Source organism: Niabella pedocola (assembly GCF_021044425.1).
Classification (GTDB): domain Bacteria; phylum Bacteroidota; class Bacteroidia; order Chitinophagales; family Chitinophagaceae; genus Niabella; species Niabella pedocola.
In genome coordinates, this window is the sequence record NZ_JAJNEC010000005.1 from 613,807 (window position 1) to 628,677 (window position 14,871).

At 46.7% G+C, this 14,871-nt stretch carries 8 protein-coding genes; 3 read left to right on the forward strand and 5 right to left on the reverse strand.

Annotated features, from left to right (window positions below; translation table 11 throughout):
* The first annotated feature begins 159 nt into the window (after nt 1–159).
* Entirely contained in the window at nt 160–1,098 is a 939-nt protein-coding gene (locus tag LQ567_RS10165; protein WP_231004395.1) for an ATP-grasp domain-containing protein, read from the forward strand.
* Nucleotides 1,099–1,236: 138 nt separating this feature from the next.
* Complete coding sequence (locus LQ567_RS10170) at nt 1,237–2,346, forward strand: carboxylate-amine ligase (protein ID WP_231004396.1); 1,110 nt, start codon at nt 1,237–1,239, stop codon at nt 2,344–2,346.
* Between the two features lie 117 nt (nt 2,347–2,463).
* Here the strand turns inward: LQ567_RS10170 and LQ567_RS10175 are convergent, their stop codons facing one another.
* The 5 genes from LQ567_RS10175 to LQ567_RS10195 all read right to left on the reverse strand — a co-directional run bounded on the left by LQ567_RS10175 (nt 2,464) and on the right by LQ567_RS10195 (nt 11,469).
* Nucleotides 2,464–3,903, reverse strand: a complete 1,440-nt coding sequence (locus LQ567_RS10175; protein WP_231004397.1) for a glycoside hydrolase family 10 protein — start codon at nt 3,901–3,903, stop codon at nt 2,464–2,466.
* A gap of 62 nt (nt 3,904–3,965) precedes the next feature.
* Nucleotides 3,966–5,420, reverse strand: coding sequence for a DUF4623 domain-containing protein (locus LQ567_RS10180; RefSeq protein ID WP_231004398.1), 1,455 nt, complete (start codon nt 5,418–5,420; stop codon nt 3,966–3,968).
* Between the two features lie 28 nt (nt 5,421–5,448).
* Nucleotides 5,449–7,248 (reverse strand): RagB/SusD family nutrient uptake outer membrane protein, encoded by a 1,800-nt coding sequence (locus tag LQ567_RS10185; RefSeq protein WP_231004399.1) that lies wholly within the window; start codon nt 7,246–7,248, stop codon nt 5,449–5,451.
* A gap of 34 nt (nt 7,249–7,282) precedes the next feature.
* On the reverse strand, nt 7,283–10,699 hold the full coding sequence (locus LQ567_RS10190) for a SusC/RagA family TonB-linked outer membrane protein (RefSeq protein WP_231004400.1): 3,417 nt from the start codon (nt 10,697–10,699) through the stop codon (nt 7,283–7,285).
* Nucleotides 10,700–10,719: 20 nt separating this feature from the next.
* Nucleotides 10,720–11,469 carry a DeoR/GlpR family DNA-binding transcription regulator gene (locus LQ567_RS10195; protein ID WP_231004401.1) on the reverse strand — a complete coding sequence of 250 codons (750 nt, stop codon included), beginning with the start codon at nt 11,467–11,469 and terminating at the stop codon, nt 10,720–10,722.
* Between the two features lie 277 nt (nt 11,470–11,746).
* Here LQ567_RS10195 and LQ567_RS10200 point away from each other — a divergent pair, with 277 nt between their 5' ends.
* Nucleotides 11,747–14,593 (forward strand): DEAD/DEAH box helicase, encoded by a 2,847-nt coding sequence (locus tag LQ567_RS10200; RefSeq protein ID WP_231004402.1) that lies wholly within the window; start codon nt 11,747–11,749, stop codon nt 14,591–14,593.
* Nucleotides 14,594–14,871 lie beyond the last annotated feature (278 nt).

Consider the following 14,871-nt stretch of genomic DNA (forward strand, 5'->3'; position numbering starts at 1 on the left):
GAAATCACCTTTAAAACAAGGCGTATGCGATAACAACAAACTACAGAGGATCTTTCACCTCATTCCCGGATCATCATTTACAGACACCGGCCTGCAGCCACAATGCGGCCATTGATCATTAAACCGGTTCTGCACGGCAGAACAATAAACAATAAGAAAATGAAAAAAATCGGAATTCTATTTGGTAAAGAGCGCTCTTTCCCGGAAGCATTTGTGCAGCGGGTAAACAGCAAGGGGATCGACGGGATCGTTGCAGAACCTGTGCGGATCGACAAAGCCCTGCAGGGACAACCCTCCGGCTACGCGGTGATCATTGACCGTATCAGCCAGGACGTTCCGTTTTACCGTACCTGGCTGAAGAATGCGGCTGTAACCGGCACGGCGGTGATCAATAATCCCTTCTGGTGGAGCGCCGATGATAAATATTTTAATAACTGCCTGATGACGCAGATCGGGGTGCCCGTGCCCAAAACAGCGATTCTTCCTTCGCATGACCGGCCAGACGACACTTCCGATGAGTCGTTCAGCAACCTTGCCTACCCGCTCGACTGGGAAGGTATCTTCCAGGAAGTAGGCTTTCCGGCGTACATGAAACCCTTTGCCGGAGGCGGGTGGAAAAATGTGTACAAACTACATGACAAAGAAGAGTTCTTTGAAAAACACCGCGAAACCGGCCAGCTGGTAATGCTCTTGCAGGAAGAAATTGTTTTTGAAGAATACTACCGCTGTTATTGCATCGGCGGAAAACATGTTCGCATTATGCCGTATGAGCCCCGCAACCCGCACCACCTGCGTTATGTGGCTGATTTTGCGCCTTCCGCTGAAAAGTTGCAGGAGATGACGGATATTGTGCTGAAAATAAACCGGTACCTGGGCTACGACTTTAATACAGTGGAACTGGCGTTGAGGGACGGCGTTCCTTATGCGATCGACTTTTGCAACCCCGCCCCTGACGCGGATATAAAAAGCGTGGGTGCCGAAAATTTCGAGTGGGTGGTGGAAACAGCCGCCAATTACGCGATCGAAAAAGCGCAGGCCAATAATGGAGGCGACAACCTGACCTGGGGCGAATATGTAAAGAGAAGTGCGGGGAAATGAATTTGAAAATTTGAAAATGCGGGAATGTAATAAATAGTTGGTTCGGGTTAGGCCCACTCCAAATTTAAAAGACGCCATTCATTTTCAAATTTTCAAATCACCACTCCCGATAGTCCTCGGGATTCACATTAATAAAAAATGAGCATCAATTATAAAACATTCACGCTTGGCGTGGAAGAGGAATACATGGTTTTAGACAACCAGACCTTTGAATTAAAGAGCCATGAGCAAAAGATAGTACAAGAGGGGCAGAAGATCATTAAGGACAAGGTAAAAGCAGAGATGCACCAGGCGGTGGTGGAAGTAGGCACCGATATCTGCCAGGACATTGATGAGGCTTATAATGACGTGGCCCTGCTGCGTAAGACCATATCGGATATTGCCGGCACCCTCGATCTCACCCTTGGTGCTTCAGGCACGCACCCCTTCAGTCATTGGGAAAAGCAACTGATTACCGATCATATCCGGTATAACGAAATTGTAGCCGAGCTGCAGGAAGCCGCGCGCAGTAATCTCATCTTCGGACTACACGTGCATGTGGGCATGGAAAGCCGGGAGCTGGCCAATCATATTGCCAACTCTACACGGTACTTCCTTCCGCATATTTTTGCATTGAGCACCAACTCTCCTTTCTGGGAAGGAAGAACTACCGGTTATAAATCCTACCGCACCAAAGTGTTTGACAAGTTTCCCCGTACCGGCATCCCTGATGCATTTGAAAGCATTGAAGCTTACGACAACTATGTAAAAATGCTGATCAAAACCAACTGCATCGATAATGCCAAGAAGATCTGGTGGGATCTGCGGGTGCACCCCTTTTTTAACACCGTAGAATTCCGTATTTGCGATATCCCGATGACGGTAGATGAAACCATTACTATTGCCGCCCTGTTCCAGGCCATTTGCGCCCGCATCTATATGCTGCGCAGCAAAAATCTGAATTTCATCCAGTACTCACGTCCCCTCATTAATGAAAATAAATGGCGTGCCAGCCGTTATGGCATCGATGGGTACCTGATCGATTTCGGAAAGGAAGAAGAGGTGAATACCCGCGCGCTGATTTACGAATTACTGGATTTCCTGGACCCTGTTATCGACCACCTGGGCAGCCGGCATCGTATTGAGCATGTACATAAGATCCTGGAACGCGGTACCGGGGCCGACCGGCAGCTGGCCCTGTTTGAGCAGACAAAAAATCTTACGGACGTAGGCCGGTATATCAGCGAAAGTTTTTTGGAAGGATTGTAAACCAAACTTCCGGAGCAGCTTGGCGCGTTGTTAAAAAACGGCCTTACAGCTTTCAAAGAAAATGCCCGCAACCTTTATGAGATAAGGTTTGCGGGCATTTATATAAGCCGTGAGTTATTACTTTTTGATCACTTTAGAAGCCTTGCTTTCTTTATTGTCGCTGTTGATCGTGGTTACACAATAATAGCCCGCCGCAGTAGCATCGGCGGTATGCTCACCTATAATAGCCAATACTTTTGCTTCCTGCTTCAGATCGGCCGTAAAATAAACGACAGACCGTGTATTTCCACCCGCATCCCATTTCAGGCTGTTGCCTTCAATACGAACATTTTGCGGCTCCGCCGGGTCGGCAGCAACGCTCCGTCCTAAAAACGGTATCACCGTAGGAGTAGTCCAAAGCGTGGCTAACTTATCGGTAATACCGATGGGGTTGGTCATAATATACTTGGCACTATACAACAAATGCCCTACAGAAGCCCGGTATTTTTTTGTCATGGCCAATTGCTTTTCCAGCTCATTTACCGACTGAAAAGCAGCGGGTGCCGCAGGATCCCCAAACCGGTAATATCCATAGCCTACCATCATTGCTGCCTGGTAGCGGAACTGGTGCCACCATTGCAGGCGCTCTTTAAAGTCGTTGGATGCAGCGCCTATCTGCTGGTAGAGCTGTGGAATGATGATATCCAGCCAGCCTTCCCGGTTCCATTTCAGCACATCCGCGTATAAGGTATTGTAATTGTAGGTATCGCTGGCCGCAGGCGATATGGAAAACACCACTTCCGGCCGGGTAGCTACAATTATATCATGTACGCCCTTTATGGCTTTATTCACATTCTCTCTTCTGAAATTTTCAATGGAAGCAATGCCCGCACCATACTTTACGTAGTCTGCATTATCCGAAACCATGGTACCGGCAGTGGAAGGATCCGGATAAAAATAATCATCGAAATGGATACCATCCACATCATACTTGGTAATGATATCCTTTACAATATCCGCCAGTCGTTGCCGTACTTCAGGAACCGCAGGGTTGTAGATCTGGATCTTTTCATGGCTTACCACCCATTCTGGCTGAACTGACGGATGCAGGGCCGGATAGGCTGTGGTACTGCTTGCGCGTGTGGCAATACGATACGGATTTAACCAGGCATGAAATTCCATACCCCGGGCATGTGCCTCATCCAGCATAAATTTAAGCACATCATAACCGGGATCTTTTCCTCTTGTACCGGTAATGACTGCGCTCCAGGGTTCATAAGGCGAATTATAGAATGCATCGCCCATACCTTTTATCTGCACAAAAACGGCATTGATGTTTAACTGCTGAAACCGGTTCAGGTAATCGATATACTGCTGCTTCTGCACAGCCATATTATACTGATCCTGTGGCCAATCCAGTCCCCAGGCAGTGGTAACCCACACGGCCCGCATTTCCTTTTTGGGGATGGTAAATGCATCTTCCTGGGGTTCGGGGCCCACACTATCATCATCTTTTTTACATGCGTTCAGCCCTAATATGAACGCTGCAATTATAAAAAGCCAGATATTCTTTTTCATATCCTAAATTTAATTATTCCGCCCCCGGCGGGATGTATGAATGTTCTTCAATAACCGTTACATTAATCGTCCAGTGCTTTTTTCGGAAAATCGATCATTACAAAACCGGCATCTGCAGAAGCAGCAAAAAGCGTAAGTTTATCATCAGTACCATTTACATCTTTTGTAATGTACCAACCGGATTGTGTACCGGGCGCACCATTAGCCGGCCCCATCAGCGGAAACTTAAATAGTTCAGTCTTATCTGCTTTGTTGTTGAAAATTTCCAATGCTTCTTTGGTCGTAGCCCCCTTTGTAATATCGTATACAAACAAAACTGTAGCCCCGTTGGCATCCCGGGCAGCGCCTGTCATGATCAAATAACGTTCCCGGTTGAATGTAAAAATACGGGCATCCGTTCCATAGATGGGAACCGCGTTGTTGGCCAGTGTATAAGACAGTGCGCCGGACTCGTTTACCAGGTTAATGGGAGCAGCATACCCCGTCAATACATATTCATTGGTATTTGGCACGCCAGTCATGGTCATCCATGCTGTAACGCCGGGTTGTGCAGGAATGGACACAGGCTCAGACAATGTAGTATAATTGGTTACCTTTACTCTTAATATATCTCTTATATTAACGGAGCCGCCATTATTATCGCCAAAAAACATATAGCCATTACCATTCGCATCAAGACTTACCGACATATTATCGCCATAACGAGAACCCAAGGTTGGTATAGATGTATAAGGGATACTTCCAATAATATCTGGGGCTTTTGCAGGATCAGTCCAATGATATATTTTTAATGGTGGCGCTGATGCCAAATTACAAATATAAGTATGCCCGTTAATTTGAGCCCCACTACTGTACGCAAAGGTACCTCCGGTTACGCCGGTAAGATTGAGCGGAATTTTATTGATGACATTTTGTTTCAGATCACTTACATTCAGCAAATGCGGATTGCTGGCGGTTCTGGCTACTATTAACACCTTGTTTCCATCAAATCCTGTCCACCGAGTACTTTGGGAAACAAAATCGGGATAGGTAGGATTACCAACACTGTTATTGGAATAATCATAGATCTGCGGCTTTGCAAAATCAGCTCCAAAGGGAGGAATTTTTAAAACCAACGTAGCAAAGTACTCCCGAAAATGCATATTGTTTTTTACTTTAACAACTTTGGTAAGCGTTGATCTACCATCAATAAAATAATTGCTGCCATCTTTGAAGTCCAGCTGGAACGAAGTCGTTTCCAGCGCCGCTCCGTCTGACATCACTGCTTCAATCCTTAAATTACTGAAATCGCTCATTGTATCCAAACGAGGAAAGGAAATGCTCTTGCTGTTCTCGTCTATCGTACCTTCTAAAGTTGTATTCCTGTTTGCGCCTGCATTTACAATTTTTATGGACTTCAATACCACTTCATCCGTAGAGTCTACATTCGCCGGATATTTTTTCTGACATGACATCATCAATAACGTGACCAATAACGTCATCATCACTGTTGTGTACTTTGAAATATTCTTTATCATTTTATTCAATTTTTCATTGACTAATCGATTATTGATATACCGGCCATCCCTCTGTTTGCGACAACATATAGCCCATACTTTTATAGTCATCCATCTGGGTTTTACCCACCGGCGACAGATAAGGGTTTACTCCGGTTTGGTTCAGGAACGGCAGCCGGCCATTGGTATTGACACCCCGGTAAAATCCTTTTAAGGCGACCCCATTGTTACCATTGTAAACAATTGCGGAACCTGTAAGCGGTACTACCGAGATCTGCCCCACTTTGGCCGGAACCAGCTCGGTAGGCAACTCGGCGGAGAAGTTTACCCAACCGCCGGATAACAGGTCTGGTTTGGCATCTGTATCCATATAATCCAATTTTTTCCAGCGTTTCAGATCCTGGTAACGGGAATACTCAAAAACAAATTCCATCCGGCGTTCTCTCCGGATCTCCCATAACAAAGCAGGCACTGAAGGGTCTTTTAACGGATCATCGGGCAGGCCAGACAGGTTTAGGGGTGCTGTTTTGGTCACCCCTTTTGCAATGGCTTCCGGAGCCAACGGCCGGTTTCGTATCCTGTTAATCGAAACATCAATATCTGATTGCGTGGCAACACCTAATTCAGCCCGCGCTTCAATCCAGTTTAACAATACTTCCGCATACCGAAAAACAGGATAGTCCGTTTGATTTTTATTGGAAGTAAATTCTACCGGTACGGATCCTCCGGCATCAACTGTTGCCACCACGCTTCTGGGCAGAAATTTATTGATATACCAGTAAGAAGCCCGGTTTCTGACATTGGGCTTATCGTAAAACGTAGCTTCCAGGCGTGCATCTCTTGTTTTAACCATATTCGACAAGGTAAAGTCACCGGCATTAACTACTCCTGAACTTTGATACGGTTTCCCATCCACACATATAAAGGATTTAATCAGGTCCGTAGTGGGTCCAAAAGCAACAGACTCCGACAAATTGTTATTGGTTGCAACGGCATGTGTTACCCCAACGGCCGGATCGTAGTGCCGGTACATGATAACGTCTTTATTTCCCGCCAGTGTATTGGAGGTAAACAGCGTTCTAAAGTCAGTAGCAATATCATATTTTCCGCTATTCATCACCAGTGCCGCAGCATCCTGGGCCAGCTGGAAAAATTTGTTGGACTGAGCTGCATTATTGTAGTAATATTTTTGCCAAGCACCTTCAGCAAGTGCAATCCTGGATGCAAAGGCCGCTACGATATACCGGTTCACCTGCTGATCGCCATCAGATGTTCTTACATTGCTCATGGCAAATTTCAAATCCTCATATACCGCATCCATTACCTGGTTGCGTGGAGTACGTGGCTTGTACAGGTCGGCCAGATCTGTTTCTACAGGTACATAATCGAAATAAGGCACATCCCCGTAGGTAGAAACCAGTTCTGCGTATTCCATTGCTCTGAAAAAACGGCCAATACCCGTCCAATGGTTATACGCTTCTTCGGGCAAAACATCCTTCATCCTCGTTTTAACCCGGTCAAGCATAATATTGATCGAACGCAGGGTACTCATGCCCCAGATCCCACTATTGGGCACGGCCCTTGTAAAATTGCCCTGGTTGCCCATAATAAATACATCATCACTAAACGTAAAGCCAAGCAATGCCGCACCGGATTCGGCGCTGAACTGAGTACCGTATCCTACAAAGTAGCCTGTATAAAATTTATTAGCGTATAGTCTTACATTATCTTCAGAACTCCATGCCGTTTCATCCGGTTGGTTGGTCAATGGAGGTCTGTCCAAAAACTTTTTACAACCGGTGGCTGCGGTTATTAAAAGAATCAATATAAATGTATATTTCTGTCTCATTTTTATTTGTTTTAAAGCAGGAGATGAAAGAGCATTACAATCCAATGTTTATACCCACAGAAGCAATCTTAAATGTGGGGTTCGATGTACCAGTACGGCCCAGGTTATAGGTACCATCGCCTTTTAGCATGGAAACACCCGAGATCGCCTCGGGATCAATGGGCAGTCCCCGCAATTTGTCAAAGGTGATAAAGTTTTCCATGGACATATAGAGCCGGGCTTGCTTCATCCTTGCCCGCCGGAGTATACGTTCTGCTACATTATATCCCAAGGTGATATTCTTTACCCGGAAATAGGCCATGTTCAATAAATAACGTGTTTGCGGCACCATCACAAAACCGGAGTTTGAGCCGCCCATATCCCAGGCCCGCGGATAGAATGCGTCTGTACGATCAGCTCTCCAGTAGTTTCCGGCAATTGCCTGGGGCATGGCCCCTTCCTTTGCAAAATAGCCCGGGATGGCCAGCTGACCGGATCCCCAGATGCTTCTTTTGCCTACCCCCTGTCCCATTACAGAGAAATCAAAGGATTTATAATCAAGTGCAATGCGAAAACCATACTCATATCTTGGCAACATATTTCCAATCACTACCCGGTCACCCGGATCTCCAAAGGTGCTTTTACCCGGAGTGATATACCCATCACCGTTTACATCCACAAACTTTACATCACCGGGGCTAACGAGTAAGATCTGGTTACCATCCTCAAAGAAGGTTTGGTATACTGGGTTATTTCCTGCCAGTTTATTGGTGCGCTTAGCGGTTCCCTGCCAAATAATCGTTTCCTGTACAAACTTGCCATTGGCATCATATACAAAATCTTCTTTTTGATACAGCCGGTCGGTTACATAGCCGTAGATATCACCATACCGCTTTCCGGTAACAAACGTATTGTCAATTTTCCGGTCTTCCCATTTAAGATTCCAATCCGCAGCCTTGGTTACCACAGTAATCGCATCTGATAAGTTGGCTGTAAGGTTTAGGCCAAGACCACTTTGAAAACGGTGATTGAAGTCCAAAGCAATTTCCCATCCATTTGTCCGCAAATTACCGTAATTGCCCAGTGGGGCAGCAGCGCCGAATGTTGCAGGTAATGATTGCCCGCTGATGATCATGTTCTGTGTTTCCCTGCTATACCAGTCGAATACAACGCCAAACTTATTGCGAAAGAACCGCAGATCAGCGCCCAGATCAAGCGTTTGAATATTCTGCCAGGTGATTCCCTGAGAAACCGGGCCTGGTGTACTTAATTGTACAAATTGCTTGCCGGCGCTAGTCAGCCATGAATTTTTGGAGATATCCATGGTCGATGTATAAAGCGTATTCGGTACTGACTGATCACCAATCGCACCCCAGGAGCCCCGGAATTTTGCAAAACTGAGTATGGGTTTAAGTTCCTTCATAAATGCCTCGTCGCTCAATACCCATCCTGCAGAGAACGAAGGATACCATTTCCAGCGCAAATCAGCAGGAAACTTGGAGGTGGCATCATAACGCAGGTTTCCTTCAAGAAGGTATTTACCGTTAAACGCATAATTCAACCTGCCGAAATAGCCCAGTTGAGAATCCCAGTTGGCGTCTCCTCCAGTTGTTTCCGTACCCACAGCAAAATCGAACTGCGGATTATCTTTATTGATCAGATCGGTTTTCCTGGACCAATGGCTGTTCCACTTATTGGCCACGATATTGGTTCCAAGGGTAAATTTAAGATCATGGAGTGTGTTTAGTTTCAGGTTATACACCGAATAGGCATTTACGGTGTGCCGTTGTGCCGCCCATGTAGACTGGTACACATAACTCTGATCCTTGGTTACATAATTTACCAGCGGGAACCGGTAACCGGGCATACCGGCAGAATCTGTTATGTTCCCTCCGTCATCCACGTATACCCGATCGCCATCGGCATCTATCCAGGGAACAGCGGCATACCAGGGTTCCCGTAAACTAAGTGTAGGCAGAGAATTGTTGAGTGTTTCTCCACGGTAATCATAGGTATAGTCTGCGATAACCTGCCAGTTCTTTGTAACATCAATGGTAGTTCCGAAGTTAAGATTTACATATTTATTCTTTAGCGTAGCCGTGTTCGCATTTTTTGCATCCCAATAAGGGTCCCTGATCTCTTCACCCAATTCTTTTACGCCTGTAGGGAACAACAGGCTCCAGCGATATAAATACAGCCAGGGATCTGCTCCAAAACCGGAGGTATTGGTTGAATTGGGATAACGTTTAGCCCGATCGGAATACATAGCGCCCCCCCTTACGGTAACATAGTCATTTACTTTTGTAGAAACTTTAAGATTGGCTGTGTACCGGGTAAAATCATCGTACTTGGCCGGCTTCATCATTCCCTCCTGGCCCAGGTATCCAAAACCAACATTATACGTGGTGTTATTGGATCTTCCGTTTAAAGAAATATTATGATTTTGCGTAAAGCTGTATTTCTTGATCATGGCATCAATCGGATCATAGATCCGGTAACCATATTTATCAGTACCATTAAAGTACCAATCCCGGCCATATACAACGGGGTCTGTTGGTTTTACCGTACTACCATACAGGCGTTGCCACTCCCGGGCTTTTTCCACACTGGCACTATCCAGCCGCCAAAACCCACCGGCCGGTCCGGATCCTTTCATATTCTTTTGGGCATCCAGGGTATATTGCAGTCCATCAATCCCTGCCAGTTCCAGTTCCTTAAAAGGCGTTTGCCAGGAAAAGTTAGAACTATAAGTAAGCGTATTCCCCTGCGTTTTTGTACCCTTTTTCATCGTGATCAGGATCACCCCAAATGCTGCTTTTGCCCCGTAGATCGATGCAGAGGCCGCATCTTTCAGTACTGTAACACTTTCCACATCATTGGGATTCAGATCCTGGATGCTGGGCACTTCCACATTGTCTACAAGAATGAGGGGTTGGCTGGAGCCCTGAATGGAACCGATGAATCCGCGTATATTGATCAGCGGGTCTGAACCTACTTCCCCACTGGGAATGCGTATGGATAGGCCGGGAACAACACCCTGCAGGCCCCTGCCTACGTCGGCTATCGGACGGCTCTTCAGGTTGTCCATATCCACATTGGTTACCGCCCCCGTAATATTACCCCGCCGTTGTTTACCATAACCCACCACAATAATTTCATCCAGCGAATTAGACGCCGGCTGCAGCATTGCCGTTACCGGCCCTTCACCGGAGATCTTTAACTCCAACGGTTGATAGCCTACATAGCTAAACTGCAATGTTTGGGCTTCCGCTGCCTGGATTGAAAATGTACCGGCTTCATCTGTAACCGCAGAAATGCTTGTTCCCTTTATGGTAACCGTTACGCCGGGCATGGGGTTATTGGCCTCCGAAACCACCGTTCCGGATACCCGGCTGTTCTGCGCCCATAAGCTACAAGGTGCAGAAAAAGCAAGCACTGCAATCAGCAGCACATAGATTCGTAATCTTCTCATAACTTTCTATTGTTTATTTTCTACAAAACAGTAACACCGGCTGCTGCGTATGGCCGCAGTATTTCATGGTCCGGATCCAATTCTGTTATTAAATAGTCTATTTGTTTTAATGCACATACCTGCAATGCCTCAAAAGAGTTGAGCTTTTCGGAAATTGCAAGACATACGGTTTTGGCAGAAGCAGCAATCATGGCTTTTTTCAATTCCACCACTTCCCAGTCGTTATCGGTAATACCCCGCTGCAAATCGATGGCGTTGGTTCCAAGAAAGCAGAGGTCCGCATTCACTTCCTGTATTTTTGACAATGCGCTGGCCCCGGTGGTGATGCGTGCCGCCTTGTTTACTTTGTCTCCAACTACCACCACATTGATATTGGGATGGGTAATGTATACGTTTAATGCGGGGATACTACCGGTGATAAACGTAGCCCGGAGCTGCGGCGGCAACTGTTTTGCCATTTCCAGAATGGTGGTGCCTCCGCTGGTAAGCACATACATATTGTTCTGGATCAGCCGGATCGCTTTTTCAGCAATCGTTACCTTCTTTGATTGGGAATAAACAACGGTAGGCTCAAACTTCACTTCGTTAAAAGCCAGTGATAATGCACCGCCATGTACCTTGATCAGTTTTCCCGCCTGCGATAATTCGTACAGATCTCTCCGTACCGTGTCTTCAGACACACCCATATCAGTACATAAGCTTGCATTCACTACTTTATTGTGCAGGTCCAGTCTGTGCAGTATATAAGCTTGTCGTTCTTTTTTTAGCAAGTCAATCAGTTTTAATATAGAAATGAAGATAGGGAGTTTTTCGCAAAAACCTGCAACTTTTTATAAAAAACCGCAAATAACACCATACTATAAAACATAAAAGTTGCAAAAAGATGCATTTTAAAGCATAATGATCAGTCGTTAGTATTTTAAGGACCCGTGCCTAAAATTGTTTTACGAAGCTGGAACAACTACCGGTTATACACATTAAAAACAGAAAACAAAAAAATATTCAGCTCCGTTTTTGCCTATCTTGCGCGGCCCTATATCAACAACAATGACGGCGCAACGTACCACGGCAATATTGCTCACCGCACATAAAGCGGGAGAAAAGCAGGGACTACTGCAGATCCTTTCGGTAGATAAAAGCAGTAGGCCGCCCGTTTATGAAAAAGCAGCCATCGATTCCCGTTCGGTAGTGGGGCATTTTGGCCGCCTGCCCGATCCACTCATCAAGGCATTGGCCGCTTTCAGTGAAAGCAATTTGTCCAAGACGATCGCTGCCATCAAACAGTACTTTGAGGTCCAGAACAGTCCGCTTGCTTATCGCGATTTCCAGGAAAAAGAAGTTGTAAAACATCATTATGAGCTTTTCCGCCAGGTAAAACCCTGGTTTGAAAAAATTAAATGGTATCATAGCTATAAAGGCACCGGAGACCGCTGGATCACCGGCCCGTGCCGCATCAGTGCCCAACGGCCCTATTTAAAATTTGAAGTCGCCGAATCCGCAAGTGGTTACCAGCTTCAGGCGATTGCCGAAATTGCGGGAACCGATCATCTGCTGAGTAACCTGGAACGGCATCACTTCTTTTTGCGTAAGGACGAAGAATATTTCCTGATGCCGCTTGCCGATCAGCAAACCCTTGACGGACTTGAAAAAGAAGCGGCTTTTCGTTCGGCCACCGCTGATGTGCTGCGACCGGTTCTTTCAAGGCTGGAAGAGCGGTACCCTGTAAAGCCTCATGCCCTCCAGGACAGCCAAACGGTGGAAACACCGCCGGTACCTGGTGTACTGCTCAGTGAGCTGAGCGATACCTTTTTAATGTTAACACCCCAATGGACCTATGACGGGTATACTGTAGAAAACCCCTGGGAAGCGGCAACAGAAATCCGGCAAAACGGAGAACGCGTGGTCATCCACCGCAACCGGGAGCAGGAGCAGGAACTGAAAACATTGCTGGAATCATTACACCCGCGCTTTCCGGATCAGCATAAGGGCTACTATTACCTGCCTTTTGCTGAAGCTCAAAAGCGGCAGTGGTTCCCAAAAGTATATCACCAGTTATTATTATCCGGGGTAGACCTGAAGGGCATGGATATGCTGCGGCACTTCCGGTATTCATCGCACCTGCCGGAAACCGATATTGAATGGCTGCAGGAAAAAGACAACCAGCTTACCTGTCGTTTTGCTGTGCGCTTCGGAAAAGAAAATGTTCCGTTACAGGAATTACAGAAAATTTTATGGGCGGGTCAAAGCACCGTGCTGCTCAAAGGTGGCACACTGGGGTTACTGAACGACGCATGGATGAAACAGTATGCAACCCTGGTGAAGCATGCAAAAATTCATAAACAGGAGCTAACCATTGCCCGCTGGCTCTCCTTCTCCCTGCAGGAACCAGGAAATGAAAACGCTGTATTTGCTAATAAGAGTGCAGGAAACTGGTGGCAACAATGGCAGCAATGGCAAAGCGATGCCGAGGTATACCCGTTACCATCCACATTGCAAGCTACCCTCCGGCCCTATCAGCAAAAAGGCTATGAGTGGATGTGCCTGATGGCGGATGCAGGTGCCGGCGGTTGCCTGGCAGACGATATGGGATTGGGTAAAACCTTACAGGCCATCTCATTTTTAGCCCGCGCCATAGAAAACAGACCGGGAATGCAAAGCCTGGTCGTATGCCCCGCATCCCTGATCTATAACTGGGAACAGGAATTAAAGAAATTTGCACCGGGCCTGACTGTTACTGTTTTCCATGGCCCGCAGCGCGATGCCTCGGTTATCGGTAACCCCGCTCAACAGGTGCTGATCACCAGCTATGGTACGTTCCGAACGGAAGCCGCACAACTTTGTGACCAATCTTACCTGTCTGTTTTCATTGATGAAAGTCAGAATATAAAAAATCCCTTTGCCAAAATCACCCGGGCAGTCGGCGAGCTTCGGTCTGTTTATTGTTTTACCCTCAGCGGAACCCCTGTTGTAAATAATACCTTTGATCTTTATGCACAGCTCCATACGGCATTGCCAGGATTACTGGGCTCCCGGGAATTTTTCAAACGGGAATATGCGGATCCCATCGACCGCAACGGGGACGATGTTAAAAAACAACTGCTGCAAAAACTCATTGCGCCCTTTGTACTGCGGCGTACCAAGGAGCAGGTAGCTCCTGACCTGCCGGAAAAAACAGAGATCACGTTGTGGTGTGACATGGACGATAAACAACGGGCGCTGTATGATGAAGTGAAAGAACAGATCCGCAGCAGCCTCTTCCTCGATATAGAGAAAAAGGGAATGGCCAAGGCCAAGCTGGATGTACTACAGGGCATTTTAAAACTGCGCCAGGTTTGCAACGCACCGCAACTCCTGCCGGAGGCCGGGGAGCAGGGAAATGCTTCCGTAAAAATGGAACGGCTTTTTGAAGAACTGGAACTGGTACTCCCCAGGCACAAGGTGCTGGTGTTTTCACAATTCACCGGGGTGCTGAACCTGATCGCCGGAATCTGCAGGGAGAAGCAGATCAACTATTTTCATTTTGACGGCCAAACACCGGCCGCACAACGTATGGAAATGGTACGGGCCTTCCAGGAAACAGACAATACAACCGGTTTGTTCCTGATCAGTCTGAAAGCGGGTAATGCCGGTATTACCTTAACGGCTGCAGACTATGTGTTCTTATTCGATCCCTGGTGGAATGAAGCCGTTCAACAGCAGGCCATCGACCGTACGCACCGGATCGGTCAAACCAAGAATGTATTTGCCTATAAACTCATCTGCAAGGATACTATTGAAGAAAAGATCCTGCAACTGCAGCAGCGTAAAAAACAATTGTCCGCCGACCTGATTTCTACAGATGAAGGTTTTATCAAGAACCTGGCACAGGAGGATGTGGAGTGGCTGTTTGGGTAGGCCCATCTAAACCCGGCGGCTTACCGGATTCCAGGACGCCAGCCACTGCCAGTCACCGTATACTATATCGGTCTACAAAGGGATCGTATTCCTTTTATCGATCGTACTGCTGCACCGGTTCTCCGCTATTCATACGTTGCATTTGCAATGGCGGATAAGATTGTTTGCAACAAACCGAATGAAGCCCTAAATAAACTTGGGCATCCTTTATATTTTGTTTATTTTTAAAGAGCAGAACAATTGTTACTACGCCAGGCCTTTTGAATACAGACCAACAG

What these genes read in the sequence shown, in the direction of transcription:
- LQ567_RS10200 (WP_231004402.1), top strand. Translation starts at nt 11,747, where the DNA reads ATGACGGCGCAACGTACCACGGCAATATTGCTCACCGCACATAAAGCG.
- LQ567_RS10165 (WP_231004395.1), top strand. Translation starts at nt 160, where the DNA reads ATGAAAAAAATCGGAATTCTATTTGGTAAAGAGCGCTCTTTCCCGGAA.
- LQ567_RS10185 (WP_231004399.1), bottom strand. Translation starts at nt 7,248, where the DNA reads ATGAGACAGAAATATACATTTATATTGATTCTTTTAATAACCGCAGCC.
- LQ567_RS10170 (WP_231004396.1), top strand. Translation starts at nt 1,237, where the DNA reads ATGAGCATCAATTATAAAACATTCACGCTTGGCGTGGAAGAGGAATAC.
- LQ567_RS10175 (WP_231004397.1), bottom strand. Translation starts at nt 3,903, where the DNA reads ATGAAAAAGAATATCTGGCTTTTTATAATTGCAGCGTTCATATTAGGG.
- LQ567_RS10180 (WP_231004398.1), bottom strand. Translation starts at nt 5,420, where the DNA reads ATGATAAAGAATATTTCAAAGTACACAACAGTGATGATGACGTTATTG.
- LQ567_RS10190 (WP_231004400.1), bottom strand. Translation starts at nt 10,699, where the DNA reads ATGAGAAGATTACGAATCTATGTGCTGCTGATTGCAGTGCTTGCTTTT.